Below are 26,196 nucleotides of genomic sequence, written 5' to 3' on the forward strand. Positions count from 1 at the left end.
ATCTTAACAGGCAGCACGATCCGATGTCAATAAATGTATATTGGCGAGTGAGTAATACCTAAACCATTTATTCTGCGGCGCAAATCATTTATTCTGCGGTTACTACCCGGAAAGCGATGTAAGTGCTCGGATATTGTAAATAGGCTAAGATAGTGATTGTACTTGCCGGAATAGTGGGGTGGTGGGCTGAAATAGTTGTTTCTGAAAAGGCCTAGGCTGTTTCCTATTTATCTTGCGGTTGATATCATTTATTTAAAGGCTCAACCAGTGTTTTAAGGGTAGCTTTTGATGTACTTTGTGAAGAGTATATCCTTTTTTTGAGTAGATTTCAGACTAAATGCCTTAGATTTTTAATGCTAATATCCACTTCGGATTATAGTAGACAGATGTGCATTTGCTTTTAAGTAGAATAACATATTTATTAGCAAAGTTTAATGTTTGTTCAACACGCTTTACCTGAATGACTACCCGTAATATCATATTTTTAGCTGTTTTCTGTTTTCTGTTACTATTGGTTTTGGAGCTTTCTTGTCGTGCTATATTTGTGTTTTATGGCTATCCATTTTTCAAGCCGGCGGACTACGTGTACAAAGGATTCTATCCAATAATTGGGGAGTTAGGAGCGGAGAATGTAAGGGCTGATGATGACGTAGAAGATATTCTTATTTTAGGTGGCTCAGTTGTCAGTACACCCTGGTCTCGGCTAGAAATGCGTCTGGATACTATTCTGAGGAGGAAATATCATTACAAGAAAAAGTTTGCCTTTTATAATGCAGCGGTTGCCGGGCATACATCGCTGGATAATTTAATTAAGTATAAATTGTTTAATGATAATCGCTTTGATCTTGTGATCTACTATGAGGCAATTAATGAAAATCGCGCTAATTGTATTCCGCCTGAGGATTTTCGGTTAGATTACAGCCATATAAAGTGGTATAAGGATATTCACCGGCTTCAAAATCATCCTGAAATTAATTACGCGATTATTCCTTATGCCTGCGACATTTTAATAAGTACGCTGGCGGATCTCGTGTTGCGGCGTAAATATGCTAGTCGCGAAGAAGTTGCTCCCGGAATGGTCAAGTATGGAAGAAGTATCAAAACGGCTGGGGCCTACCAAAGAAATCTGAATGGAATTATTTCTTTGGCAAAGGAGAGAGGCGATCGGTTGCTTTTATTAAAGTATGCTTCTTACTTTCCCAAGGGCGCTAAGTTAACAGGAGAAGATTCGGATAAGGCTCGTTATGCCGGTTGTAATTACGCTTGTTCTGTTTCAATATGGGGTGATGCGGACAATGTGAAAAAGGGGATTTTTGTGCATAACCAGATTTTAACCAACCTGGCTTTGAAGAATCGAACTTACTATTTTGACATGGCTGGGAATTTACCTCAGCAGCCTCAATTCTTCTGCGACGTTTGTCACGTCAGTGAGCTTGGAGCCCAAACCTTCGCCAACAAGCTGGCAGAATACATCGTGAAAGAGAAGATATTAGAGCGTCCGAATAGCCACAAAGTTCCTTAGAAGGTTGAGAATGCCGACATTTATATCCTGCCTCAAACCTGCGGAATCTCCGCATTCAAACTATTCGTAGTCGCCACCCGCCGGTTAGGCTTATTCCTTTTTAAATACCTTACATGCAGGATGCCGATGAGCAATGCCAGAAACCCCTGACCCAGCACCGTGGCCTGTACGCCGATATGCTGCGAAAGGTAACTCACGATGAGACTGCCGATGGGGACGCCGCCGGAGTAAGCCATGACAAAAATGCTGATCACCCGCCCGCGCATCGTGGGCGTGACCAGCGTTTGGATGAGCGTGTTGCTGATGGTGGTTTGCGACATCATCCCGAATGCACCGATGGCGATGAAGAGCAGTGCCAGCGGGTACAAACTTGTGTAGGAAAACAGGATTAGCCCCGTACCAAAAACGAATGTATTGATGGCGAGTATCCGACTGAGGTTGGTGCCGGGCGGCAATGTTGCCAGGAAAATTGCGCCCCCCAGTGCGCCAAAACCGATCGCGCTGTCGAGCAGGCCGAATGTAGAAGCCGTGCCCCGGAAAATGTCTTTTGCATAAATCGGCATCAGACTCGTAAAAGGAAGCAGCAGCAGGCTCACCAGTGCCAGCATGATGATAATGTACCGGATTTCGGGCGTTTGCCGGATGTACGTCAGCCCTTCGCCAAGTTCGTTGAGGATGTTTTTGGTGTGTTTTACAGGCACAAATTTTGGCAGCCTAATCAGCAGCAGGGAGCTGATCACCGCAATAAAGCTGAATGAATTGGCTGCAAAACAAACCACTTCGCCAAACCGCTCGATGGCCACGCCAGCAATCGCAGGCCCGAGCAATTTCGACAGGTTGACCATCGACGAATTCAGCGCCAGCGCATTAGGTAGATTTTTCTTATCGTCCACCAGCTCATACACCAGCGACTGCCGGGCCGGCACATCGAATGCATTGATCATTCCCAGCACCACGCTCAGCGCAATAATTTCCCAAACCGCGTAATGTTTGAAATATACCACCAGCGTCAGCGCGAGCGCCTGTACCATGGAAAGCACTTGGGTAGTCAGCAGCACACGGTAGCGATTATAACGGTCCGAAACCACGCCACCGAACGGAGTCAGCATGGCTGAGGGAAAAAGCGTCGCAAAAATGCTCACGCCGAGCATGAATTTGGAGTGAGTGAGCGAATAAACCACCCAGCTGACGGCCGTTTTCTGCATCCAGGTGCCTAAAAGCGATATGGTTTGTCCGGCAAAAAATAACCGGTAATTCCGGCTTTCAAAAGCACTCAATGCGGCAATCTTCATGCAGTTTGTTAATGGTAATAGCGCGGGCTGTGTCATATTGTGTGAATCCGCGGTGATGGTCACATGATTGTAAAAAGCTTGCCAAATGTGGCCAGACAGCGGAATGACTTTGGAAAAGACGATTATTGCCTAAGAGGGGATTTTCAAGCGGAAGTTTTCCGGATGTTGAAATATCAATGTTTTCTTATTTTCTCGATTTCCAGATTCATCCGATCTCGCCAGCCTGCACCATTTCTTCGATCGAGATACGGTTCGGTAAGCTGTTCATAATCAGATTGCGCTCTCAATTCCACGGAGGTAATCATGCATCCGGTATTATTGTAGGTAATTCCGTAAGTTCTTCTGAGGCTATCAATTTTATCTTCTTTTGCTTGTTGTGCCGGATCCAGTCCTATTTGGAAACCTGCTGTTTCGTAAATGATAACTCCGTTTTTGATATCAGATTCTGCTCTGGATTTGTATTTCAATGATAATGCTTCGTATTCTCTCTGATATTTAACAATTGAGGAGATCCCGTGGTACATTATAAAAAGCAGAACTGCCGTATTGACAAAAATATCTACGCTTAGTAAGCGAAGAAAATAGCGCATATTTTTTAGAGGAATCAATGCTAAAAGGCCAGAAAGTATGATGCCTGCCACCAAAATTCCTGCAAAGATCAACCAATCGAAGTTGCGAATTGAATCTGCGAAATTGAAATATGAGGGAGAATTGATGTAATAATCAGGTAGGGTAGCTGCGGCAAACAGCAGAACCAGTATCACAGCATCTATTATCAACAATTTTCTCATGTATAATATTAAAGTAAATTATACACATTACGTTTAGTGAGATCATTATTTTAGGATCTCTTTTTTTAACAATAAGATAAACCTCAACAATTACCCCAAACCCCACGCCCGCCGCATAACAAACCAGATCACTCCAAACAAACGTAAACCCCAGCACCAACCCGCCCAGTGGCATCTGCCGGATACTATCAATCCAAGGCCCATGGTACAGCTGACTAAGCTCAATGCACACCGAAAATCCGAGCGCCGCCGCGGCTACCTTCCATGTCGGCCATTTGCGGAAAATAAATGCAAAGCCGAAAAACACCATCATGGCCCACAACGCATCACCGACATACAGCTTCACAAATGGATAATGCCCGAGCAGACGCCGCGACAAAAAACCGGCGAGCATTACACCGGCAGTTAGTAGCCCGTACCCCAACCTGTTCCTGGGAGAAGTCGGCGAAAAAGTCTTATTCCGCTCCGGAAGTATCATTCTTGTGCGCCCGTATAATGTTAACGGTTACCTGTTTCAGAGATTAGTAAATCAACGCAGGATAACCTTCTAAACAAGTTCAAACATTCATTTCATCATAAAAACACGCAAACTTATTGCCGGATCAACTGCTGAATTCGGGAAGGACGCTAATCCGGATTTCGATTAGTGGATCGGCCACGTTAAAAAACGATCTGCTGACATTTATCTAACTTTTTCAAACGACAAAAACATAAACACCTACAAGCAGGGAGGTTCATTACCGCGAATGCCGCAATTAGTTTTAACTGCTACCTCAAAGCCTATCCGCAGCAGATATTTCCCCCGTCCTCTTATCCTGCAAAAAACCAACTACCTCCCACTGGCCCGCGGTAAATTCATTTGGCAATAAAATATTGACTTGTCCAACCCCCATATTACTCAATTTAAAAGCATCCAATTTCCTTACGATCTGAACATGATGCAGCGTGCGGCCACTATTTTCCCCGTTTTTGATCTGACGCTCCGCATTCTTTTGAGCCGTCGCGATCATCAGCTCGGCATCCTTGCTGCCCGATACGCGATAGGTGATTGCCATTTTTCCCGCTTCTCGTTTTCCGGTCAACTTCAAAGTGTTTGTTGAGGAAGCTTGAACATTATTTTCAAGAGCATTCGTTAAAGCTGTCTTATTCGATCCTACAAATACAGTCTTTCCGTTCGCAACTACTTGTGGTGTATAGACTTGCGATTTCAATTTGTTGGCGTACCAATATTGGCGTTTGGTATTTTCGGCGCTACTGAACATGTCCTTCCATCCGTTGTGGTCCCAATAGTCGACGTGATACGCCAGAATGTAAATTGGTTTGTCGCCGCTTTGTTTCTGTACATTCCCGAGCAGTTCGTCCGCGCGCGGGCAGCTCGAACAGCCTTCGGAAGTGAATAATTCCAGAAATACAAAGCCGTTTTCATTGGTATTTTTTACAAAAACTGGTTTTGAGCTTCCGGCTCCAATAAAGAGCGTCGTTATCAAAATGAAGCTCGTAGCGAATACAAAAATGTCTTTCCTTTTCATGTGTTCCTGTTCCAATCTCAATTACTTCAAAGATCAGTATATCAACGCAGAATAGCCTTATAAGTACATTCAAACTCTCAATTCCTTATAAACCCTCAAAAAAATGACGCCGGAAGAAAACAAGAAGTTCATGAGCAACTTCGTCGAAGAAGTAATTAATAAGAAGAACATAAATGCGGTTGATGAACTGGCAGCGGAAGATTTTCTGGAACATCTGCCATTCCCGGGACAAGGCCCAGGTCGAGAAGGTTTGAAATTCGCGATCAACTCCATGCTCACCGGCTTTCCCGACATGCATTGGACGGTGGACGAACAAGTTGCGGAAGGTGACACAGTCGTAACCCGCTTCTCCTGGACCGGCACCCACGACGGCGACTTTATGGGAATTCCGCCAACGAACAAGAAAGTGGAAACCTGGGGCGTCGTGATCGATGTTGTCCGTGACGGGTTATTTGCCGAAAGCCGGATTATTATGGACACCATGGGGCTTTTACAGCAACTCGGCGTAATGGGTTAATGGCTGGGCAAAATATTTTTTTCAATCAGCTCCCGCAAACGCACTTCATTTTCATCCCCCCACTGCCCGATCACGCCGATGACGGGAATGAGTGATTTGCCGAAATCCGTGAGATAGTACTCCACTTTCGGCGGGACCACAGGGTAAATGATCTTGCCGACGAGCTCGTGATTTTCCAACTCTTTCAATTGCACATTCAGTACCCGGCGGGAGGCGTCGGGTATTTTTCTTTGCAGCTCGCTGGGACGCTGGAAGCCCTGGTGGATAAACCACAAAAGCCGTATTTTCCATTTGCCGTAAAGCACCTCGCCGATCAGGTCGAGGCCGCAATTCAGGTTGGGCATTGTCTTTCTTTCGTACATGATACAAAGGTAATTATATGGCCCCAGCGGTTCAATAGGGATAAATTTATCCCTATCAGAATCGTAAATCCGTACTTGTCGGTGGGAAGCATAGTGCTGAAATTTGTCCTACAAAAAAACAAAAAGGACATGGATTTCAACTTTGAAAACGAACTAAAAGACAAAATTGCCTTGGTAACAGGAGGCACCAAAGGCGCGGGAAAAGCCATCGCGGACCGACTTTTAAAAGCAGGTGCAACGGTCATAGTTACCGCCAGAAATCAGCCGGAAGAACCAGATGACAAGATCCATTTCATCGCCGCGGATCTGAGCAAGCCGGAAGGAACGCAAAAAGTGGTGGAAGAAATTCACAAGCAATTCGGCAGACTGGATATTCTGGTCAATAATTTGGGAGCCTCGGAAACGCCGGGCGGCGGCTTTGCCGTGCTGACCGACGAACAATGGGAAGAAACACTGCAAACCAACCTGCTGGCGCCCGTGCGGCTGGATCGCGGCTTTCTGCCCGGTATGATTGAAAACGGCAAAGGTGTGATCATTCACATTGCCTCTATTCAGGCCAAACTGCCTCTTTATGAATCTACCTTACCGTATGCGGCCGCCAAAGCTGGACTAGTGAATTATAGCAAAAGTCTATCAAATGAAGTGACTCCGAAAGGCGTGCGGGTGCTGACTGTTTCTCCCGGTTGGATTATGACGACTTCGTCCGAGCGAATGTTGGAGCGCATTTCTGCCAGCTCGGGCGGCACGATCGAGGAGGCAGAAAAGAGCGTTATGGACGCACTGGGCGGCATTCCATTTGGCAGAGCGGCCAGGCCGGAAGAGGTTGCCGAATTTGTTGGCTTCCTGGTTTCGCCGAGAGCGGCTTATCTCACAGGCACCGAATATATTATCGACGGCGGCACAGTCCGTACGATTTAGATAAGCATTGAGCAAATTTAAATCAATACAAAATCAAAATTTCAATCATTTAAATTTCAAATAATCATGCAACTTCCTGAAAATATAGCAGGCTTAATTCAAGCACAAAACGAAGCAGACAGTACCGCATTTGCCAATTACTTTACAGAACACGCAACTGTGTTTGACGAGGGCGCTTCTTACACGGGCAGAGGTGAAATCAAGCAATGGATCGAGGAGGCGACCGAGAAGTATAATATGCAGGCGAAAGCCCTTGATTTCATGCAAACCGGCGCGAAAGGGATTCTTACCGTGGAAGCACGCGGTACATTCCCAGGCAGTCCGGGCGTAATGCATTATCATTTGGATTTCGAAAATGCATTGATTAGTTCGTTGAAAATTACGGGTTGATGAGCACCTTTAAATAATTGCTTAAAACTTCAAAGTGCCAGCACGTTGCATACGCGCAGAAAGTCGTCCATCTCATTTACCGAAGGATAATCCACCATATTATTTGTGAGGCTTACTTCTATATTGGTTCAAACAAACTATGAAACATGGAGAAGCAGATTGAGATTTATGAAAGTGCAGATGGCGGAGTCCAGATGGAAGTGTCAGTGAAAGATGGAACGACCTGGTTAAGCCAAAAACAGATTGCGACGTTGTTTGGAACCGAAGTACCTGCGATTAGCAAGCATATCCGGAACATATTTAATAGTAATGAATTGGTGCGAGAGGCAACTGTTTCCAAAATGGAAATAGTTGCCGTGGAAGGTAAAAGACATGTTTCCAGGGAATTGGAAACCTATAATTTGGATATGATCCTGTCAATCGGCTACCGCGTCAACTCCGGCAAGGCAACCCAATTCCGAATTTGGGCTACCCAGCGCCTCAAAGAATATCTTGTCCAGGGTTATTCCATTAACGAACAGCGACTTGCTCAGAAAAACCAGCAGGTGCAAACGCTGAAAGATGGGATCCGGATTCTGAGCCGTGCGATTGAATCTAAAGTTGACGAGGCCGACATGAGCTGGCTTGCACATTTTGCAAAAGGACTTGAGTTGCTCGACGATTACGATCATGAAGCGTTGGATCAGAACGGTATCAGTCAGAGAGCAGCGGTTTATCCGGATTTATCGTCTTACCAAAACATTATTGAAACCATGCGGCAGGATTTCGATTCCTTCATATTTGGAAAAGAGAAGGACGATAGTTTCCGAAGTTCGGTGGCGCAGATCAGTAAAGGATTTGGGGAAATTGATTTCTATCCGTCAATCGAGGAAAAAGCGGCTACTCTGCTTTATTTAATTATCAAAAATCACTCGTTTGTCGATGGTAATAAACGGATTGCGGCCGCTTGCTTTCTGCTTTTTCTGGAAGTTAATGGTTTGTTGAAATCGGGAGAAAACGCAATTATCAGCAACGAAGCATTGGCAAGTCTTACACTTTTCGCCGCAGCCAGCAAACCGGAGGAAATGGAAACTGTAAAGAAGTTGATTATTAGTGTATTGAATAGGAATCAGTAAGAACTTTCAATCCTAATTGTTGTCAATCTAATCCCGCAATAGCTTGTCGGATGGAGACATAGTGGTGAACTTTGTCCAAAGTTATTTTATAAAAACATTGGATTGAAATCATGATTGGAAAAATGCGGCTGAATTGGATAATGACAACTATGTTAATGCTGTTTTTCTCAACATTTACTTTGGCACAAAAAACAAAGTCCATAAATAAAGACGAACTAATTCAACGCATCAAACCCGCTCCCGAAAGTGTCTTCAAAATGTTCCGCAAAGCTGGAATGCAGCCAGCTAACCACGAGCTGGCATCGGCACAAAAGGAAAAAGTACGCAATGCATTCTCCCTGTTGCCACCACTGCACCAGCGCGTTTTGAAGCAACATTTGCAAAGCATCAGTTTCATGGACAATATGCCCAACACGGCACTGACTTCGCTGCTTGACACAGTCGGCGAGAAGAAAATGTTCAACATTACTTTCCGGGCAGGACTGCTGAATGAAACGATTTCTGAATGGGCGACCTGGAAGGAAAATACGTGTTTCAAGCCTGCGGAGGGTTATCGGCTGCGCGTGGAAGCGGGAAATATGGATGCGCTCGTGTATGTGCTGTTGCATGAAGCGACGCACGTGGTAGATGCAGTGACGGAGGTGACGCCTCATTTTGGTGAGAAGGATTCGGTCGTCGCGCCTACGCCATTTACAAAAGGAATCTGGCGCAAACCGAATGTGCCTGCGGACGCGTATCTGGATTCTTTGCTGGAAAAAACGCGCTTTCGAAGCGGGCAGCCGCTGCCGCTGAGCCTGGCGCCGGAGGTTTATCAGAAGTTAGCGAAGACACCTTTTCCTTCCTTGTATGGCATGGCGGCATGGTCGGAGGATGTTGCGGAGCTGGTTTCTATCTATCACATGACCAGCAAGTTGAAGCAGCCGTTTTATGTAGTGGTGACGAAGGATAATGCGGAGGTGGCGCGATTTGAGCCGATGGAAAATGAGCTGGCGAAGCGGCGGTTGGAGCAGTTGGCGGCATTTTATAATTGATAGTTTTTGCGCAAAGTAGTAAGTCGATGTGTTCGGTTAAAGCGCTAGATCATTCACACTGTCAATTTCGTTGAGTAAGTCGTTGATGAGCGATTTCAACGGCTCGGTGAAGTTTTTCTTGCAGGAGCCTTTGTGGCGGCAGGGCAGTAAGGTAGTCCGCTACCCTGATATTACTTTTGTCGAGTTGTAACAATTCCACATGCTCCTCGTTTTTGCCTGTGCAGAGGATCAGTCCAATCGGCGTATTTTCACCTTCAACTTGCTCATATTTTTCGAGGTAACGAAGATACAATTCCATCTGCCCCTTAAATCCAGCCTCAAACTCACCGATTTTCAAGTCAATGGCAATCAGGCATTTCAGTCGCCGATGGTAAAAGAGCAGGTCGATATATTAGTCGCGATTATCAATGGTAATCCTTTTTTGTCTTGCCAAAAAAGCGAAATCGCTGCCCATTTCGGTGATGAAACGCTGTAATTCCACGATGATGCTTGTTTCTAAATCCCTTTCGGAATAAGTATCGGCAAGACCCAGAAAGTCCAGAAAATAAGGATCCCTGAAAACTAGATCCGGACTTACCTTCTGTTCTGTTTTCAATACTTCCAAATCATTGGCAATCGTTATCTCGGGCTTCTTGCTGATAGCAGTGCGTTCGTAAAGCATGGAATTTATCCTTTCTTGCAATTGCCGCGATGACCATTTTTCAAGCTTGCAGATCTCGATGTAAAAGCTTCGCTTCAACTCATCATCAATCGCAATAATCTGTCTGATATGTGTCCAGCTCAATTGTGTACGCAATGCGTGCACAATTTCAACTTCGGGGAAAACGTCAGCAACACGAAGGCAGTGATGCAGCTGTCGTTTGCTCCATCCATTGCCATATTCTAACGTCAGTTGCCTAGACAGGCTGTCAATTACCTGCTTTCCGTACCCGGCTCTGCTAAAATTCAGAATCTCCTGATTGATCCGCCGACCAATATTCCAGTACAAAAGGGTAATCTCTGCGTTCACTGAGACCGCAACGTTTTGTCTGCTTTGCTCAATGAGTTGCTTTATATCATTGGTAATCAGCGGTAACTCTGAAAGTGGTGCATTCATAGAGGCCAAACATGCTTTTTTAAAATAAAAAAAGGACTGTCACCGACAGTCCTCCAATTCTAAACCTTTTCTCCCATCTTCTGAAAACCCTCCACGAGTAAATTCACATCAAAAAGCGCCGTCTTCTCAGCCTTATCAAACGGTACATCCGAATGATAAAGCGCCAGATCATGCACCATTTTGAGCGAATGCGCCAGCTCCTTGCAGCCCTGACATTCTACAAGATACCAAAACTCGGCTTGTGAATCCGTCAGCGGAATGCTGGGGTTTGATGCGTGACGTGCATCATGCGTTGGGTTGACTGAATCTTCATTCGAGTCAACACCTTTTCCATTAGACGTTTGCATTGTAAAAATGGATTGGATGAAAAGAAAGGAGAAGTCACCGCAAACGTCTACAAAGCGAACTTTGGCAGGTCAAGGGACTCTCACCCTCTTGCTTCTCCAGTGCCATTTCTGGCCTGCGTTTTGGTTGTTTGTTCATATAAATTTTGTAAACGTTTGCGGGGCAAATATAGGGGAATATTTGGAACCGCAACAGGTACATTGGGTGAGGCAAATTGCCAATGTGCAGCCTTGGAGGAAGGATATCAACAATGATGCGGGGCCGAGATTTTCTTTAACTTAACAATCGTTAGGGGACGAAATGCATTAATAGTCCAAAACTCCTCTTTCTTTTTCTAAGATAAGTGATTTAGAATGGTGAGTCCTTCTCCTCTCAAGATTCGTATTCTTTTAATACTAGCTCTCTATATATTTTGGTTCAAATGCTCAATTAGTTCACTAACATTTTTACTTAACAGCCTATACTCTTTAGTAATTTGCTCCTGACTTTTATTCGCAAGAAAGAAGAGCTTCGCAGAAATCAGGTTCAGAATTATTAAGATTTCAGAATTCTCGCCGATAGAATTTTCATGCCGCCACCTTTCGATTGACTTTAACGACAATCCAACAAGCGGAAAGACAAATTTTCTGCCTCCATTGACTATATTAATTACTGCGCGTTGGGCTGCAATTCTGTTTAGAAACTCATCCATTGGACTCTTTAATAAGTGAATTAAACCAAATATCAATTTGTGAAAGGCTCTTTAGTATGACGCTGACTTCTTCCTCCGTGGCTGTTGCTCCGATACCTCTTGTAGCTAGCACCCTGGCTTTGATCAAAATACCATAAGCATCATTCACAATATCCAGCGAATATTTTCCGATCATCCTTGCAGAATTTCTTGAAAAGACACATTCCCCTAAAATTCCAAGTGCAAAGCAAGATGCGAAATTTCGAATAGCTAAAAAAATCATGGATAAGTCGAAATCCGTTGAAATATTGCTCGCCAAAAGGGAGTTCTTGGCATCCAAGTATAACTGGTAAAACCTCTCTAAATCACTCTCACACTTCATATAATTTTTCGGCATTTTCAGGCTTGGTATATAAGGACTGTCCAGTGAGGTAAATATACATTTTGATTCTTTGAACAAGTGCCAGGCAAATGGATTACCTTCTTTCCATAAATTATCAATTCTTTTGTAAGTATAAATGGAAAAATCATCTTTATTTAAATCACCTATTTTTTCATGACTTTCACGAAGAATCAAGAAATCATAGTCTGAATATTTGTCGACTTCTCCTCTTGTTAGAGATCCAAACGCGTATATTTCCATTACCTTCTATTAAATCTCTTTATAATAATCGATGTAAACAATGCAAAACCAACGAATCGAATGGTTGTAAGCAACGTCAGATACAGATCGGGATAATGTTCTGGTCTTTTGATACCCATAAAGTATGATGGGACTGTCAAAAAAGATTTTAAATAGCTTAATGTATTCTCCCAGTCCTCTAACAAGAAAGTATCAATCACTGCGCAGATTAACCAGAGTATAATTCCGGTTTTAAGCAATTTTGGCCAACTTTCTCCATTTCCCCAGACGAAGTGTTGTATCTTAAAGTATAGCCATTTTAAGAAGAATCTAACCCTCGTCCATCCTTCATATTTAGTACGATAGTAAGTTTCGTTTGAGTTCCAAGCTGCATACAAGTGCTCCTTGCTTGCCTGCAACTCAATACTTATTGCCATATTTACAGCTTCCGCATCACCTATGCTCTGATAGTTCATTCTTAATGCTCTGGCAAATTTCAGTTTTAAATTATTAAAAGACGGACAATTACTACTTAATATATCAGAATCAATAAATGTTTTTTCAAAAAACGCATAGTCGAATTTACTTCCCCCAAAAGAACTTCCTTGAAAATTGCAGTTAATAAACTTACAGCCCGTAAAATCGCATGAATTAAATTGACAATTTCTAAAATAGCAATGCTCAAAGTAGGTATGCTCAAAACTAACCTTGCTAAAATTTATCTCTTTCGCACCAACTCTTATAAGATGGTGGTTTTTGTATCCAGGGCTTGCACTTTCGCTATCAAGCATTTTATCTTTTATTTCTTTTCTACCACTTGGGGTCATAGGTGCATTTTATTAGTTTGACGACAACTATATCGTAGTAAGAGAGTACATTTAAGGGCAGGCATAGAAAGTCTATCGCTAGCCTCTAAAAGCCTTGATTATACCAAGTATGCGCTAAGGAGGGATTTGATACTTATAGGTCTCTTACTAAAATAAACTCCTTTCATGCAATCAAAAAAAGCCGCTTTTTGTGAGAGTCAATTTCGATTCAAGAGTGCTAACAAAATAAATATCACAATTTCTACACAATACCACTCCATACAATCGCAAAATCTTCTTCAGTAGAATGCAATTAAATAATACTTTATCAATCAAAGTGAAAAAGCAGCAGTTGGAGTCGAAATCGAGCCTCTGGATCACCCTTCAAAGAAAATTGATACCCGTATGACCCTTTCGTCGCTTCACCATACTCATCGACAAAACACGGATGCTTTTTGATTTCAGCCTGACATATCGACAAAACTGGGATAAACTTTTTTTGATTGACAAAGAACAACAAAGCAGTTTTTGAATCTCGGTGCGTTAGATAAGTTAACAGCTGGTCAATTGCATTATGAAGTGACGATTTCCCCTTCCAAACCTTGCATTCTGCCACAAAAATATTGGAGTTATCGGGAGCGTACCTAAGTAAAATATCTGTTTTTCCATTCTTGTTGAAGGCCTCTCCATGCCCACTAGTATTTTCGTATCGAGTCTCCAAAAACAGTAAGAAAATGTCTCGCAAGTCTTCTTCTTCCTTCTGAAAGTAAAGAGACGGTTTCCGCTCTATCGAGGTGCCAGCACTCACAATTACTTGTAGAATATCGTCGTAAATTTCAGATGCCAACGTCGGTATGGCAGTACTTTCAGATGATTTTTCTTTTTGCATTGGTGAAGGTATGAGAGTCTTTTTTATTATCGGTGGCACAAGATAATTCGTAGAGTCTGCATTAATATCCAGGCCTATCTCTTTCATAAAAGCTTTCATTTTGTCTGAATTCGCTCTTTTAACTTCGAGCAATCCATCAATTTCATTCTTAAGCGAATCGTTCCATTTTGCCAGATGGGCATTAATTGCCGGAATATTTTTTGAAATTGAAGTCAGAAAATTGTTCAGTCGGGATTTAAAAATCTCTGCATCGAATTCGGTCATTGCTACCACAGCTGTGATAGTTCCACCTAGACTATCTCCTGCTTTTATTATGTAACCAAGATCCAAATAAACGGAGATGTACGGATCGGGTTGATAGTCGAAAAGTACTTTTCTTCCGATGAAAGGAATGTCAACTTTTACTTCTATACGATTTTTGTCGCGACGATCACCAGGTCCAATAACCGGATGATATGGCTGGTCTGCTTTTGGGGTACCTATTTCTAAGAGGGTTACGTGGTGATTATCAAACAAATGCTGTTTAATTTCCGTCAGATCTTCGTCGGAAGAAATTTCTAATAAGTCTACCGCGTCTTGAAGTTCAAGACTTTGTCGTTTGAGGAAATCGTAAATAGTCTTTCCTGTGAAAATATGTCCAAATCCCATTTTAGTTTATAAATCCATACTGATTTAATAGCCTTCCTAAACCTACTCAAACTGTTCTGTAACCTAAGGCAACTTACTTACTCTACGCCTTCAAAAATCCCATCTATCAGCCACTTCTCAAAGTTCCCAGTTGATTTCCCTCTTAATGGTAATAGTGCTTTGTCGACGCGAATGGAATGGAGATTGACACTTACAACTGTTACGTTGCCGGATAAGGGTTTGACCCTCATGTTCCAAATTGCAGTAGCATCATATTTATTTGCAGAATTTGGGAAGTCACTATTCAGTCGCTCGATCACAATATGTGCTTTGGGATTGGCCAAGTCGCCACGTGATTCTTCAAATGATAACAACCCAGAGAATGAAGCGATATCTGCAATAATAAGTCCACTGGCCTTGTCAATCATTTTTACTGACACGCCTGTCTCTGCGATGAGATCAATAACGCTCTCCCATACCGATTCGAACGGTTTCTCTATTTTCGATTTTACAGATCCTTCCTGGTACTTGCCACGGAGTGGGACGACGGAGGTAGTGCAACTTTGAAGGTGGACAAAAGTGCAAATAGTAATGATGAGAAACCTGTTTTTCATTAGACAAAGGAGAGATAGTTAAGTAATACTACAAACTCCATTGTCCCATGCAAAAAGAAGTTATTTAACGGCACTTAATAATGTCGCCAGAAGAAAACTACAAATGCCGTTGAATTTTATATTGAAAACTTAAATTTACGAGGCGGCTCAATAATTCTTTCTTGAGGAAGTTGGAACACACCAAATGTGCGGCGCATTTCCAAACTCAGGAAAACCCAAGTTAGGTTAAATTTATTGGAGTCGTTTGTCATTCTCTTGTCAAGTAGCATTTAATTCATTCAACACCAACATCTGCAATTCAGCCTGCGGCAGCAAAAGCTGATACTCGGCTACACCTATCGGTTTGTTAATGTCTTGCAAAGCTTTCAACATCCAAATGGTCTTTATCAGCGCAGAAAATAATGCCGATGGAAGCGTTTTCATTATCGCTTTTTTCCAGGCGGTCGAGTAAGGAGAGATAGAGATTCATTTTACCAACATATTCGTCCTTGAAACTGCCAATTTTCAATTCGATCGCCACCGGGGAACGCAGACCACAGTGGAAGAAGATCATATCTACAAAATATTCCCTGCCATTGTATTCCAGCCGGTACTGGTTACCGATGACGCTAAATCCTCTGCCCAATTCAGTATAAATGACTCAATTTTCGCGATAAGCCTGTTTTCCTGTTCCAATTCTTCAACAGCTTCCGTAACGCCTAAAAATCCAAGATTGTAGGTGCTTTTGAATACTTCGTTCGCATAATCGGCATGTGCCTCCGGGAGCGTTTGGTCAAAATTGTGTGTCCTGATTTGCTTTGGGCCTGGCTGTAACTATCCATTTTAATGGCATTGGGCAATAAATCCCGCGACCAACCTTTGCTCAGGGTCTCGCTTGCTTAGAATTCAGTCTGAGAATCATCTTGTACCTTATTAATCAAAAGCAAATATGTCCCTATGGCAAAACTGCGACGGCCTGTCGCAGTTTTGTATCCGCCTGATAGTATCGCTCGTAAAAAAAGGTTTCATATCCCAAAGGTTTCGCGGAGATAAATCTATATCCGGAAACTCATTTTTCAGATCAATGGATAATTGTTTGACCACACCGCTGCCGGAACCTTTTTCTAATTGCCTTTCAGAAAGCAATTTTCTTGAATTCCAATAAACAGATTGGGTACTACTATTGACCTGACGGGCGATCCGTATACGTGCCGCCTAGATCTGGCTAATCGCTTAATGCAGTATTTCTTTATAATTGGCTTCGTTGAAGCTAGGTAGCATTAGTTTATGTTTTAAGTGTGTTGGAATACCATTGTTGCAACTTTTCAGGAATTTTTCATTTTGTCGCTCTTGACTTATCCAACTCCAATACAGCAACCCAACATACACACTGGTCCAAGAGGTGGCAGATATTACATTAACTCAAATGGGAATAAAACGTATTTGAAAAAGGGCGCGTCGTCTTATGGCGGGTCTTCCCGAAAATCGTCATCGAAGTCTTATAGAAGCTCCCCTTCATCCAGGCGATCATCGTCCGGCTCTTATCGCAGATCATCTTCCGGTTCTTCCTATCGACGACGGTGACGATTTTCTGAATAGCGGTGGGTTTGTTGATTATTACAAACCAAAACTTAGATATTGTTGAGAATAATCAACGTTATTTATAATTGGCAAAAAATGTGAGTTATTCGAAATTTTCGAATAACTGAGCCTTTCACCCCAAATCCCCCGCCCGCTCCTGATACTTATCCAACACCCTATCATTCATATATTCAAGCCTCTTTTCCGCCGACGATCGACCTGCCTTTGATCCAGAGTACGTCGATATTTTAAGCTTTATTCTCTCTCCAATTTGCGATGACATTGCCTCGCACCATATTAGTCCACGCTGTGCTTTTCCTCGGTAAATTCTTAGTAAAAGAAAGACTAGTCCAGCATTCTTCATCATCGACAGGAAGCGCCTGGTCGAGCGGGAGCCAGGCAATTTCCTTCACCGGAAACCGCAGGGTATACACATCATCTTCCGAGTAAACCGGCGAATTGTCAATAAAATATTCCCCCGTGACTTCCAGAATGCCAGCCCAGCGCGACAGTTTGGTCACGTAAGCAATCAGTTTATCCCCTTTTTTGATCGCATTTGCCTGCGTCTTCTGATTTTCACGAAAACCAGAGATAGACCGCTCAGTTTGCGTGAATGCATTGTATGTATCGGGAGAGAATAGGGTGATGTAGTAGGCCATTTTGTGTTTTTCAGGAAAACAAGATAGTGGCAAATGAGGGATTTGGCAAGCTGCCTCCACCTCGCTAACTTAGTAAACATCCAACAAACTCATCCAACCCCATGAAACTCATCCTAACCATCCTGCTAACCTTCCAATGCATCTACGCCTCGGCCCAAACCTCACCCATGCTCGTCCGCATCTCCGAAATCGAGATCTTTCCAAAGTATTTGAAGGAATATACAGCCATTCTGAAAACAGAGGCCGCGGCGTCGGTCAAATTGGAGCAGGGCGTGGTGGCGATATTTCCGATGTTTCAGAAGGCGGATAGTACGCAGTGCCGGATCGTGGAAATTTATGCCAGTCGGGAGGCTTACCAGAGCCATTTGAAAACGCCTCATTTTCAGCATTACAAAACGTCGACCGTCAAAATGGTGAAGTCGCTGAAACTGGTGGATATGAATGCGGTTGATGAGGTGACGATGAAGCTGCTATTCAGGAAGGATAAGTGAGGTGAATTTCCCCCGCCTCTCACTTCCACTTCAAAATATTAAACTTATGCCCGTCGGGATCGGCGAATGCACATCCATACATGCCCTGAAACGCCTTCGGCGGGTCGAATACGGTGCCGCCGGCTGCCTCTACTTTCGTGGCCCATTCGTTTACCTCGGCCTCTGTTTCGGCTGAGATGGTGAAGATCACCTCGTTGCCTTTGGTGAGGTCGGCGAGGTCGCTTTTCATGGCTTGCTTCAATTGCTCGTCCTTGAAGAAGTGAATTACAAAACCCTCGTCGCCAAAAATGAAGCTGGTCAGATCATTGCTTTCGTGGCCGCTGTTTTTTGTGATTCCCAGTTGCGTGTAAAATGCTTTAGTCTTCGCTACATCCTTGACACCCAGATTGGCCCAGATTTGTACTTTCATGGTAAAATAAGTTTGATGATCAGCTTAATGTAACGATAGCTTATGGACAAATCCAAATGGCTATGAAGAAGACGCCGCAACTTTTATCACCAATTGCCTGCTGCCGGAAGTAATCGCAGCTACTTCAGCGTAATAATGTCGCCATACCGCTCCGTTTTCTCGGTCCCGCGCTCGACGTAAATAGCATATCGGCCGTTAGGTACATTGGCAGGGACTGGATAAGCAGGAAGCATAATGAAGGCGTCGAAAATTCCGTACGCATCGCCGGAAAAAGTCAACTGATATGTTTTGCCGGTTTCCTGATTAACAAGGATCATGGCATTGTGATCGGGAGTCGGACCATCGGCCTGGGTGTAAGCCAGGATCGGTTCACGCCTGTCGATTTCCTTGGTGGGCGGGTAATAATCGACATCAGTTAAGGTGGGTGTACTAAAAAAGCTCCGCTTTGAAGGCTGTGTTACAATCCGTAAAATGGGCTGCGTATTGCTTTTACGTATGTAAATGTTGTCGTCGCCCGAATACCTTTCTACCCACCCCCTTGCCTCGTAAGGCTTCTGCTCCTTTCCGTCGAGCAGATAAGTGATCTTATAATTCCCGGAGGTGATCGCCTGGGGCAGCATTCCCGACAGCTTGCCTGGCTTTTCGTATTTCAACGCAATGCGCTGCGGTTTTATAAAGTCATTTTGTACGATTGCTTCATAACGCGCTGTGGGTGGAAGGTTAAATCCGGTTATTTCAATATCAGGCTCATTTTCCAGCATTTTCCAGGAAGCCCGCTTCAATTGAACCGTCCCGGGTTTTACGGTCACTTTGCGCAACACAGTTACAGCCTGCGAGCCCCAAACCAGCTCCGCAGCGTATTCACCCGGCAACAAGGATGGCGGCAATTCAACAATCAGCTCGTTTCCTCCATGTCCATAACTTCCTGATTCATAAACTTCTGCGGCAACTTTCCCGGTTGCCTGATCAGTAAACCTTATAAAAACTTTATCCAGCGCCTTGCCGCTGTCGTCCACCGTTGTGCGTGTTCCCAGGATATCATATATCGCCGAAATCGTCAGCTCCGGGCCGAGCGTGAATGTTTTTTCTTCCACACTTCCCTGAAAAACGACTGCCTGGTGCGGTATTACAATCACGTAATACGACAGCAGTTCAGCTTTCAGACTTTGAATATCCAGGCGGAGATCCTGGCCCTTATAGTGAAAACCATTCAAAAGCGTAGACTGTGATGAATAACCCGTGCCGAAAATGACTTCCGGTTTGATGTAATCTTCCTTCGAATAGTTTTCGGGTAAATGCACAATGATCAGATCATCTGCAACCGTGATATTTTTCGGCTCAATTCCCGGAATGGTGAATTTAAATACACCGATGGGCGTGGTTTGCCCTGGATCGATTGAAGGCTTGTCATCCGTCTTGCATTGCCAAAACAGGAAAGCCAGGAATACTGTAACGTATAAAGTTTTCATCATGGATTCGAATTTCCCATAAGTTACATATTTACGGCTCAGGTACATACTGTCGAACCGGGCCATTTTCAATCTTCTGTTGTTATCGTAAGAAAATTTTTGAGAAGGGGTCGTGCGCTTCTGGCATGCTTTTGACATAGTATGGCACTTCAACAAACTCTAAATTTTGAATGTTTATGAAAAAGCTAATCATAGCCGCTGTTGCCTTAGCCATTTCGGCATCGGCCAGCTTCGCGCAATCCACCACCATTTCGACCAATCCGAAATTGAGCTCGGAGGATACCACCAAACAAAATCCATCCGCCAACAAAAGCACTACCGCGCCCCGTAGCACCACCGACGGCGGCCAGCAAAAGGTAAATGGTAAGACTGAAAGCGCAAGCCAGGCTGGCAGAGCTACCAATGCAGGCAGCCGCACCACCGGCAATAACAAATCGCAGGTAAGTACAGGCGGCACGGCTGGTCAGTCCTCAAAAGGCGCGACGAAACAATCCGAACAACCTGCCAGCAGCCGCACCGGTGCCCCGCAGTCGGGAGCGAAAAAGGATAATTGATTGACCCAATAACAAAACTGGACCGCGACGGAATCTGGTCGCGGTTTTTACAAACCGACCGATATCTGCTCAAAAGCTATACATCACCTGCACGTTTAGACCTACCTGATACACATGGCTGTCAATGCCGGAAGGCGGTATTGCGTAGCTGAAAGTCGGCTGGGCGATCAGCGCCAAATGCGGAGCGGCGTGGTAGATCGCCCCGACGCCGATTGTGGGCGATACCCTTGAAGTGTTGTTCTTGCCGGATTTAAAAGTGACTGTCCCGATGTCGGGAATGTTGACGTGGCTTGTTGTATTGAAATTCCAAAGTGCGCCCGCGGAAAAATAAGGTGAAACCTTCCGCATAGACGGCTGGAAGTTCGCAAGCACAGGTATAGAAAAGTTATGCGACCGGCCGCTGGAAGCTTTTCCCTTATCTGTTGAATACCCAAACCATAAGCCTGTCGAGGCAGACCATTTTTCTGAAAAAAAGTATCTCCCATTCAAACCAACCCAAAACCCTTTCAGCGACGCTTCCGATTTAAGTCTCTGATTAACAAACGTTCCGCTGCCATCCGGATTTGGTACAGTAGCGTCAACGGTGGCTTTGGCATGCGTAAAAAATGGCGTAACCGACGCGGACAATGCAAATTTGTCCTGGGAAAAAGCTTTTGCGCCAAGCAGGGTGAATGCGGTCAATAGGATGATGGTGTAGGATGTTGGTTTCATGAGTAAACAAGGTTAAATAACTCCTGTTTTACTTAACGTGATGTTAGAAAAAGATAAAGGAATAAGAGTATTATTTTAAAAATATGGTTCGGTTCGTTGAAAAGGTGTTGAAGAAAACTTTTTAGTTGTTATCTGATTAGCTAACTTTAAGGAAAAGTTACACCACTATACTAGCGATGACGGAGAAGTTTATCAGGGATATCTATTACTACGAGAACTACTACCTCGATTTCTTTGAGAGTTTGAAACCAGAAGTAAAAAAGAAATTTAACTGGACTTTACAGCTTATTGCAACCGTAGATCGCGTGCCTGAAAAGTATTTCAAGCATATCACAAACTCAACAGGAATTTATGAAGTCAGAGTTGAAGTTGGATCTGACATTTATCGCGTTTTCGGTTTTTTCGACAAAGGAAACCTGATTGTACTGACAAATGGATTTCAGAAGAAAACACAAAAGACTCCCCAAAGTGAACTAGACCTCGCTGAAAAACTTAAAAAGCAATACTTCAATGAGCAACGAAAGTCAAAATAAAAAATTAACATCGTTTTCAGCTCATCTGGACGAGCAATATGGAAAACGAGGAACAGTCGAACGCGAGCAATACGAAGAGGAATTTGAAGCATTTAAACTAGGCGCAATGATTCAGGAATTGCGAAAAAAACAAGGTATGACGCAAGAACAACTTGCCGACAAATGCGGTACAACGAAAACTTACATTTCGCGGATTGAGAATAATGCGAGTGATATCCGGTTATCGACTTTAATGCGGATTGTTCGGGAAGGTTTGGGCGGGAATTTGATAATCAGTGTGATAAAATAAACCGTTATCATATAAGTGAACGAGTACAGATTTAGAGATTTTCAAATACATGTGATTGATGAGACTAATCATGACCTAGGTTCGTCTGATAACCGCTTTACTTACTCAAAACATTATTTAGGTGAGGGGATAGCAAAGCATCCGACTATGAAATAGACTTTGACGGACAGCTGATTTGGGACGCATATAAGACATATAAGAGATGACAATATTAAAAATCATACACTAAGAATTGATATCCAGAATTACCTATTGATGGTTGATTTGAAAAAACGCTACGGAGTAGCGCCCTGTTTATAGCAAAAATCCCATTCTTGTCATTGTTTACGTTTTTCATTATACCAATGCCAACGTCCGCGGGTCTGGCTTTCCTTCGTAATATTTATCTAGTACCGCCTGAAAAACCGGATTTGTTTCCGGCACCAGACAAAATAATGTCATGCTCGACCTCAGTTTCAAATCGTCCGGACTTCCGAGAACTTGATTTGCTGATTTTCCTTTTATTGCCAGCATTGCGCCGGAAATTTCAATTAATCTTTTGCCCAAAACAGGATGGGCGAGGTACTGAGCAGCCTCATCCAGAGTTTCTATTGCATAATGCGCAGATGTGCTGCTCATGCCCAGACCTTTGATTTGCGGGAAAATATACCAGATCCAATGCCCCACCTTGCGGCCGTTTTTGATTTCAGCCAGCGCGGAATCGTAGTCATTTTTCTGCGCGTCCAGGAATTTTTGAAGGTTTGATGAGTTCATAATGATTTGTTTAACTACTCCCCGCGCAAGCTCCGTACCGGATCCACCAGCGCCGCCCGGATTGCCTGATAACTCACCGTAGCCAGCGTAATCACAAGCGAACCGACGCCCGCTACCGCGAAAATCCACCAGGAAATTTGGGTGTGATACGTATATTTTTCCAGCCAGCTGGCCATAATGTACCAGGCGATGGGTGTGGCCAGGAGGCAGGAAATGGCGACGAGGATCACAAAATCGCTGGAAAGGAGCTGCCATAAGTTGGCGACCGATGCGCCCAGGACTTTGCGGATGCCGATTTCTTTCGTGCGCTGTTCGGCCATGAACGAGGCCATGCCGAAGAGGCCGAGGCAGCTAATGAAAATCGCGAGGACCGTGAAAGTCGCGGCGAGCTGACTTACCCTTTCTTCGGCGGCGAATTTCAGGGCATATTCCTGGTCGGCGAATTGGTAGTTGAAAGGTGTGTCGGGGATGTATTTTTTGAAAACGGTTTCAATGTTTTTTAATGCTGAACTGGCGCTTGCGGCCGGATTAAGTCTCGCGGTGACGAAGCGGCCGCCTTTTGGGTGGATAAAAAAGATCGATTTTTTGACCGGATCATAAGGCGATTCCATCAGCATATCTTTGATTACGCCAATAATTTTAAATGGCCGGCCGTCCCAGGTGACGGTTTCGCCGATCGCGTCATTCAGGTTTTCTTTGCCCAAACCCATAAACTTCACCGCTGCTTCGTTGACGACAAATCCAGCCGAATCGCTCGCTAATGTTCTTGTGAAATCGCGGCCAGCGACGAAATCCCATCCAACCGTTTTCCCAAAATCATGAGAAATTCCAATCGTCGCGAACTCGGATTGCAGGACCGGATCCTTGCCTTTCCAGTTGAAACCCACATTGGCCGAAAAAACTTCGGTAGGCGGCGCGGCGGATTCTGCGAGCGAGAGTACACTCCCGGTCTTGACCAAGTCGTCGAGCGCCGCGTCGAAGTGCGTGTGCATTTCCCGGTTGGTCATCAGCATCGTCACAAGGCCCTGACGGTTGTAGCCGATCGGGCGGTTTTTGGCGTGAAGGATTTGTTTGTAAACCACCACAGTACCGATGATCAATGTGATCGAAACCGTGAATTGAAGCACTACAAGCACTTTTCGTGGCAATGTAACGCTCCATCCCAGCGGCGTCCATTTGCCTTTCAATGCTTTTACCGGCTGAAATGAGGACAAATAAAATGCCGGATAGCTGCCCGCGATAAATCCGGTCAGCAATGCGAATAATATGCCGCCGGGCAGAAAAACCGGATTGTCCCAGGGTATCAGCATTTGCTTGTCGGCGATGACATTGAATGTGGGCAAAACCAGCCGTGCGAGCAGCAGCGCAATAAAAAACGCGATGAAAACCACCAGAAACGATTCGCTGAAAAACTGCCCGATCAGTTGCAGCCGCAGCGAGCCGATCGCTTTGCGGATGCCTACTTCCTTGGCGCGTTTCTCGGAGCGCGCGGTGCTCAGGTTCATAAAATTGATGCAAGCCAGCAGCAGCACAAATACACCGATAATGCCAAAAAGCCAGACAAACTGAATGCGCCCGCCTGCATTCACACCATTTTTCCACTCGGAATATAAATGCCACTTGCTCATCGGATGCAGCAAAATCTGCGGCTTGAATTTCAGCTCATCGGCCCCTGCTTTTCGCAGCTTAATGTCTTTGATTTTATTGGAAACTACATTCAAATCGGTGTTTTCAGCCAACTGTGCCAGGATTTGAAACGAGCTGCTTTCCCACTCATTATTGTCTACGGCTGCCTTTACCCAATCCGTCGAGGCCGCGAACAAATCAAAAGGCGCGATGAAACGCAGGTCGTGAAATTCAGAATTGTATGGAATGTCTTCATAAACGCCAACTACTTTTACATTCTGTTCTTTATCGAGTTTGATCGTCTTATCGACCGGATCGGCGCCTTTGAACATCGCTTTCGCTACCGACTCGGAAAGCAGGATCGTGGCCGGATCTTTCAGCCCGGAAGCACTTCCGCTGGTGATTTTCAGCGATAGCATTTCCGCCGCGCCAGCAGACATAAAGTTACCCGGCGTCGTGAAGCTCGATCCACCGTAAGCCAGCGTATGTCTTTGGAGCCAGGACGTAATCACAACTCGGTTGAAATCTCCTTCGAAGCTGGTTTTCAATTCTTTAAAAAGCGGCGCGGGAACATTGCCGCCCGTATTTACCTCGCCATCCAGCGTCTGCTGCTGCATCACCTGCGCCATCCGGCCGTAATTTTGATGATATTTATTAAATGACAATTCATCAAAAATCCACAACCCGATCAGCATTGCGACCGCCAATCCGACAATGTTGATCGCTGAATAAGTCTTGTTGCCGGTCAGGTTGCGCCAGGCGATTTTGAAATAATTACCGAACATGCTAGCCGCCAGTTAGTTTGGATTAAAAAGGCGGCGGGGCACCCATGTTACTCCTATATTGAGAATGTTAAAATCTCCTATACTTTCACGGGCTTAATCCCAAGCCGCTCGCACCAGCCCAGGAATGTGGCGTGCGCCGCATCCAGGGTTTGCTGCTGTTCGGGCGTTACCACTTTGCTTTTGGCCCGGCAGACGAGGTCGAGCGGGAGGCCGCGTTTTTTCAGGAAATATTTGGAACTGAGCGGGTAAGGCTGGGAAATGAGTGGTTCCATGCGGGCGATTTCCGCCTGGATCCAGCTGGCATCTTCGGCTTTGGCGGGGTTACTGGCATTTTTGCAAAGCCAGGTATGGATCTCGGGATAAAAATTGCCGGAAATCGGCGACATACCTCTCGCGCCGTCTTGCAGCGATTTCAGTGCAGAGGCAGAATGTGCATTGTAGAGTTCCATCTGCGTACCCTTTGCCACCGCCAGCTTTTCGTCGATTTTTTGAATGTCCTCCGTCGTGTCTTTGTGATACACCATATTTTTATTGGAAACCAGAAATTGGAAAACCTCCGGCGTAAGGATACGTTTATAGGGTACCGGACATTCATATGTGCCCATTTTCATATCGCCCGCCAGCGTAAAAAATTTCTCAAAATTCTCTTTCAGTACATTATCACTTTCCGTTTTTTCAGCAAAGTGACCGGATATCAAAATGACGCCATCTACGCCGGTATCGCGGATTTTTTTCGCGAACAAAGCCTTATTTTCAAGCGTATCCCCAAATGAGCCGGTCGAAACCACGGGCACTTTTCCATTGACATATTTCACGACATACTTTGTCAGGTCGATCCGCTCCTGGTCATTCAGAAAATACATTTCACTGCTCAGACAGTTGGCGAAAAAACCTTTGGCACCCGCGGCGAGGTAAAAATCGATGACCCGCGAAAGTTTGTCGTAATCGATTTTCAGGCTGGTATCAAAAGGCGTGATCATCACCGGGACGAATTTTTTCTCATCCTTCGCGAAAGCATTTGAATGCGTCAGATCGGGCGCGCTGCCGGTAAATGCAGATTCTAACATCGCACTACCCGCGAACGTTCCGAGTGCGGCTTTTTCCAGGAAATTCCGTCTGGTTACAGGGTTTAAGAGGTTCATTTTCAGTTTAAAGGTTTAGGTAAACAGGTGGTTTTTTAAGCAATACTTCAAAAAGTCTTGATCGGTAGCCTTTTTAGGA

The 26,196-nt window shown here is 44.5% G+C and carries 30 protein-coding genes and 1 pseudogene; 10 read left to right on the forward strand and 21 right to left on the reverse strand.

Annotated features, from left to right (window positions below; genetic code table 11):
- The first annotated feature begins 460 nt into the window (after positions 1-460).
- Positions 461-1,522 (forward strand): hypothetical protein, encoded by a 1,062-nt coding sequence (locus FEN17_RS12935; RefSeq protein ID WP_138365770.1) that lies wholly within the window; start codon positions 461-463, stop codon positions 1,520-1,522.
- Positions 1,523-1,554: 32 nt separating this feature from the next.
- Here FEN17_RS12935 and FEN17_RS12940 read toward each other — a convergent pair whose 3' ends face one another.
- The 4 genes from FEN17_RS12940 to FEN17_RS12955 form a co-directional block, all read right to left on the reverse strand.
- The gene (locus tag FEN17_RS12940; RefSeq protein ID WP_138365771.1) at positions 1,555-2,814 is read right to left on the reverse strand and encodes an MFS transporter; all 1,260 of its coding nucleotides are present in this window, start codon (positions 2,812-2,814) and stop codon (positions 1,555-1,557) included.
- A gap of 173 nt (positions 2,815-2,987) precedes the next feature.
- Positions 2,988-3,605 carry an FEKKY domain-containing protein gene (locus tag FEN17_RS12945; protein ID WP_171037920.1) on the reverse strand — a complete coding sequence of 206 codons (618 nt, stop codon included), beginning with the start codon at positions 3,603-3,605 and terminating at the stop codon, positions 2,988-2,990.
- Positions 3,538-3,999, reverse strand: a complete 462-nt coding sequence (locus FEN17_RS12950) for a ribosomal maturation YjgA family protein (RefSeq protein ID WP_205748155.1) — start codon at positions 3,997-3,999, stop codon at positions 3,538-3,540. Before FEN17_RS12950 ends, FEN17_RS12945 begins: the two co-directional genes overlap by 68 nt.
- 379 nt (positions 4,000-4,378) lie before the next feature.
- Positions 4,379-5,134, reverse strand: coding sequence for a DUF1223 domain-containing protein (locus FEN17_RS12955; protein WP_138365774.1), 756 nt, complete (start codon positions 5,132-5,134; stop codon positions 4,379-4,381).
- Between the two features lie 130 nt (positions 5,135-5,264).
- Between FEN17_RS12955 and FEN17_RS12960 the strand changes: the two genes are divergently transcribed.
- The gene (locus FEN17_RS12960; RefSeq protein ID WP_171037921.1) at positions 5,265-5,651 is read left to right on the forward strand and encodes an ester cyclase; all 387 of its coding nucleotides are present in this window, start codon (positions 5,265-5,267) and stop codon (positions 5,649-5,651) included.
- Here the strand turns inward: FEN17_RS12960 and FEN17_RS12965 are convergent.
- Positions 5,648-6,013, reverse strand: coding sequence for a winged helix-turn-helix transcriptional regulator (locus tag FEN17_RS12965; protein ID WP_138365776.1), 366 nt, complete (start codon positions 6,011-6,013; stop codon positions 5,648-5,650). The genes FEN17_RS12960 and FEN17_RS12965 overlap by 4 nt on opposite strands.
- Positions 6,014-6,142: 129 nt before the next feature.
- Between FEN17_RS12965 and FEN17_RS12970 the strand changes: the two genes are divergently transcribed.
- From FEN17_RS12970 to FEN17_RS12985, 4 genes are all read left to right on the forward strand, one after another.
- Positions 6,143-6,931, forward strand: coding sequence for an SDR family oxidoreductase (locus tag FEN17_RS12970; RefSeq protein ID WP_138365777.1), 789 nt, complete (start codon positions 6,143-6,145; stop codon positions 6,929-6,931).
- 66 nt (positions 6,932-6,997) lie between these two features.
- A complete protein-coding gene (locus FEN17_RS12975) occupies positions 6,998-7,321 on the forward strand; it encodes a nuclear transport factor 2 family protein (RefSeq protein WP_138365778.1) in 324 nt (107 codons plus the stop codon).
- Positions 7,322-7,467: 146 nt separating this feature from the next.
- A complete protein-coding gene (locus FEN17_RS12980; protein WP_138365779.1) occupies positions 7,468-8,436 on the forward strand; it encodes a virulence RhuM family protein/type II toxin-antitoxin system death-on-curing family toxin in 969 nt (322 codons plus the stop codon).
- Positions 8,437-8,693: 257 nt separating this feature from the next.
- On the forward strand, positions 8,694-9,467 hold the full coding sequence (locus tag FEN17_RS12985) for a hypothetical protein (protein WP_138365780.1): 774 nt from the start codon (positions 8,694-8,696) through the stop codon (positions 9,465-9,467).
- Between the two features lie 61 nt (positions 9,468-9,528).
- On the opposite strand, the pseudogene FEN17_RS12990 reads toward FEN17_RS12985, so the two are convergent.
- From FEN17_RS12990 to FEN17_RS13030, 10 genes and pseudogenes are all read right to left on the reverse strand, one after another.
- Positions 9,529-10,563, reverse strand: a pseudogene (locus tag FEN17_RS12990) (PDDEXK nuclease domain-containing protein).
- A gap of 59 nt (positions 10,564-10,622) precedes the next feature.
- Complete coding sequence (locus tag FEN17_RS12995; protein ID WP_138365781.1) at positions 10,623-10,910, reverse strand: hypothetical protein; 288 nt, start codon at positions 10,908-10,910, stop codon at positions 10,623-10,625.
- 401 nt (positions 10,911-11,311) lie between these two features.
- Positions 11,312-11,599: a hypothetical protein gene (locus FEN17_RS27500; protein ID WP_138365782.1), complete on the reverse strand. Its 288-nt coding sequence runs from the start codon at positions 11,597-11,599 to the stop codon at positions 11,312-11,314.
- Entirely contained in the window at positions 11,592-12,221 is a 630-nt protein-coding gene (locus FEN17_RS13005) for a nucleotidyltransferase domain-containing protein (RefSeq protein ID WP_138365783.1), read from the reverse strand. Before FEN17_RS13005 ends, FEN17_RS27500 begins: the two co-directional genes overlap by 8 nt.
- The gene (locus FEN17_RS13010; RefSeq protein ID WP_138365784.1) at positions 12,221-13,027 is read right to left on the reverse strand and encodes a pentapeptide repeat-containing protein; all 807 of its coding nucleotides are present in this window, start codon (positions 13,025-13,027) and stop codon (positions 12,221-12,223) included. The genes FEN17_RS13005 and FEN17_RS13010 overlap by 1 nt, the downstream gene beginning before the upstream one ends.
- A 307-nt stretch (positions 13,028-13,334) precedes the next feature.
- Positions 13,335-14,543, reverse strand: coding sequence for a hypothetical protein (locus FEN17_RS13015; RefSeq protein ID WP_138365785.1), 1,209 nt, complete (start codon positions 14,541-14,543; stop codon positions 13,335-13,337).
- Between the two features lie 77 nt (positions 14,544-14,620).
- Positions 14,621-15,136, reverse strand: a complete 516-nt coding sequence (locus FEN17_RS27280) for a hypothetical protein (protein ID WP_171037923.1) — start codon at positions 15,134-15,136, stop codon at positions 14,621-14,623.
- Positions 15,137-15,482: 346 nt separating this feature from the next.
- Positions 15,483-15,761 carry a PDDEXK nuclease domain-containing protein gene (locus FEN17_RS27690; protein WP_229208810.1) on the reverse strand — a complete coding sequence of 93 codons (279 nt, stop codon included), beginning with the start codon at positions 15,759-15,761 and terminating at the stop codon, positions 15,483-15,485.
- Between the two features lie 287 nt (positions 15,762-16,048).
- Positions 16,049-16,321, reverse strand: a complete 273-nt coding sequence (locus FEN17_RS27695; protein WP_310589770.1) for a DUF1016 N-terminal domain-containing protein — start codon at positions 16,319-16,321, stop codon at positions 16,049-16,051.
- A 623-nt stretch (positions 16,322-16,944) separates the two neighbouring features.
- Entirely contained in the window at positions 16,945-17,355 is a 411-nt protein-coding gene (locus FEN17_RS13030; protein ID WP_138365787.1) for an EVE domain-containing protein, read from the reverse strand.
- Positions 17,356-17,456: 101 nt separating this feature from the next.
- Here FEN17_RS13030 and FEN17_RS13035 point away from each other — a divergent pair, with 101 nt between their 5' ends.
- Positions 17,457-17,846, forward strand: a complete 390-nt coding sequence (locus FEN17_RS13035) for a putative quinol monooxygenase (RefSeq protein WP_138365788.1) — start codon at positions 17,457-17,459, stop codon at positions 17,844-17,846.
- 19 nt (positions 17,847-17,865) lie between these two features.
- On the opposite strand, the gene FEN17_RS13040 is transcribed toward FEN17_RS13035, so the two are convergent.
- Together FEN17_RS13040 and FEN17_RS13045 are read right to left on the reverse strand one after the other, a co-directional pair.
- The gene (locus tag FEN17_RS13040; RefSeq protein ID WP_138365789.1) at positions 17,866-18,255 is read right to left on the reverse strand and encodes a VOC family protein; all 390 of its coding nucleotides are present in this window, start codon (positions 18,253-18,255) and stop codon (positions 17,866-17,868) included.
- 119 nt (positions 18,256-18,374) lie between these two features.
- The gene (locus FEN17_RS13045) at positions 18,375-19,862 is read right to left on the reverse strand and encodes a hypothetical protein (RefSeq protein WP_138365790.1); all 1,488 of its coding nucleotides are present in this window, start codon (positions 19,860-19,862) and stop codon (positions 18,375-18,377) included.
- Positions 19,863-19,900: 38 nt separating this feature from the next.
- On the opposite strand from FEN17_RS13045, the gene FEN17_RS13050 reads away from it, so the two are divergent.
- Entirely contained in the window at positions 19,901-20,278 is a 378-nt protein-coding gene (locus FEN17_RS13050) for a hypothetical protein (protein ID WP_138365791.1), read from the forward strand.
- Between the two features lie 69 nt (positions 20,279-20,347).
- On the opposite strand, the gene FEN17_RS13055 is transcribed toward FEN17_RS13050, so the two are convergent.
- A complete protein-coding gene (locus FEN17_RS13055; protein WP_138365792.1) occupies positions 20,348-20,989 on the reverse strand; it encodes an outer membrane beta-barrel protein in 642 nt (213 codons plus the stop codon).
- 176 nt (positions 20,990-21,165) lie between these two features.
- Here FEN17_RS13055 and FEN17_RS13060 point away from each other — a divergent pair, with 176 nt between their 5' ends.
- On the forward strand, positions 21,166-21,522 hold the full coding sequence (locus FEN17_RS13060; protein ID WP_138365793.1) for a type II toxin-antitoxin system RelE/ParE family toxin: 357 nt from the start codon (positions 21,166-21,168) through the stop codon (positions 21,520-21,522).
- Positions 21,500-21,811 (forward strand): helix-turn-helix domain-containing protein, encoded by a 312-nt coding sequence (locus FEN17_RS13065; RefSeq protein ID WP_138365794.1) that lies wholly within the window; start codon positions 21,500-21,502, stop codon positions 21,809-21,811. The genes FEN17_RS13060 and FEN17_RS13065 overlap by 23 nt, the downstream gene beginning before the upstream one ends.
- A 336-nt stretch (positions 21,812-22,147) precedes the next feature.
- Here the strand turns inward: FEN17_RS13065 and FEN17_RS13070 are convergent, their stop codons facing one another.
- The 3 genes from FEN17_RS13070 to FEN17_RS13080 form a co-directional block, all read right to left on the reverse strand.
- On the reverse strand, positions 22,148-22,564 hold the full coding sequence (locus tag FEN17_RS13070) for a DUF1810 domain-containing protein (protein WP_138365795.1): 417 nt from the start codon (positions 22,562-22,564) through the stop codon (positions 22,148-22,150).
- Positions 22,565-22,578: 14 nt separating this feature from the next.
- Positions 22,579-24,975: an ABC transporter permease gene (locus FEN17_RS13075; RefSeq protein WP_138365796.1), complete on the reverse strand. Its 2,397-nt coding sequence runs from the start codon at positions 24,973-24,975 to the stop codon at positions 22,579-22,581.
- A gap of 77 nt (positions 24,976-25,052) precedes the next feature.
- Complete coding sequence (locus FEN17_RS13080) at positions 25,053-26,117, reverse strand: dihydrodipicolinate synthase family protein (protein ID WP_205748156.1); 1,065 nt, start codon at positions 26,115-26,117, stop codon at positions 25,053-25,055.
- Positions 26,118-26,196 lie beyond the last annotated feature (79 nt).

Source organism: Dyadobacter luticola, from assembly GCF_005860805.1.
GTDB lineage: Bacteria > Bacteroidota > Bacteroidia > Cytophagales > Spirosomataceae > Dyadobacter > Dyadobacter luticola.